The following is a 1,117-nucleotide window of genomic DNA, read 5'->3' as shown; positions in this document are numbered from 1 at the left end:
TGGCGTGATTTGAAGGGCGGCGTATCGTGGCGGGTGATCAAGCCGGCCAGAACCTCACGATGAGCGATAGGCCATGAATGAAGAGACAACGATCCTGCCTTTTCGCCAATCGGAAACGATTGTGGATCCACTGACAGAGCTTGCACGGGAAGGAGCACGCCGGATGTTGGCGGAAGCGCTGAAAGCCGAAGCTGCTGCGTTTGTCGCCAGTTTTTCAGACGAACAGCTGGAGGATGGCCGACAACGGATTGAGCGGCACGGTTTTGGCCCTGAACGTCAGATCCAGAGGGAAATTGGTGCTTTGGATGTCCAGCGGCCCAAGATGCGCGACCGGATGACGGCACAGGGTCCAGCAGAAAAGATCCGCTTCACATCGAACATACTTCCGAAATGGGCGCGCCGCACGGTGAGCTTGGATGCATTACTGCCGGTGCTTTATCTGAAGGGCATTTCAGCGGGTGATTTCCAGGAAGCGCTGTCCGCCATTATGGGCCCCGACGCGCCGAACCTTTCGCCAAGCGTCATATCGCGACTGACGGCTGCATGGCAGGCACACTCTGACACCTGGATACGGCGTGATCTGTCTGCCCGTCACTATGTCTACATCTGGGCGGACGGCGTCTATCTTCAGGCCCGGATGGAGGAAAACGCCGAATGTATGCTGGTGATTATTGGCGCGACACCGGAGGGCAAGAAAGAGCTGATCGGGTTTCAGGTCGGCCTGCGGGAGAGCGCACAGATCTGGCATGAGTTGCTAAGCGACATCAAAGGCCGCGGGGTGTCCGTCCCACCGAAAATTGCGGTTGGTGACGGCACCATGGGGTTTTGGAACGCGCTGGACAGGACGTTTCCAGGCACAAAGCACCAACGGTGTTGGGTGCATAAGGTGAAGAATGTGTTGAACTGTTTTCCCAAGCAGATGGCCCCGGCGGTGCAATCGGATCTGGACGATATTCAGCACGCTGGGGCGCGCAAAGAAGCCGATGCAGCGCTGACAGTGTTCTCCGAAAAGTATGGCGTCAAATACCCAAAGGGTGTTGCTTGCCTGACCAAAGACCAAAACGCGATGCTCGCATTCTTCGACTTCCCGGCGGAACCATTGGGGCCACCTGCGCAC

1 pseudogene is annotated in these 1,117 nt (G+C 57.4%); it reads left to right on the top strand.

Going from position 1 to position 1,117, the window contains the following annotated elements:
* Nucleotides 1-73: 73 nt before the first annotated feature.
* Nucleotides 74-1,117: pseudogene (locus tag BLT54_RS21925) on the top strand (IS256 family transposase); the annotation flags it as partial.

It is taken from the genome of Celeribacter baekdonensis, assembly GCF_900102315.1.
Lineage (GTDB): Bacteria > Pseudomonadota > Alphaproteobacteria > Rhodobacterales > Rhodobacteraceae > Celeribacter > Celeribacter baekdonensis.
The sequence above is the reverse complement of the archived record's forward strand: the minus strand, read 5'-3'. Positions and strand labels throughout refer to the sequence as shown.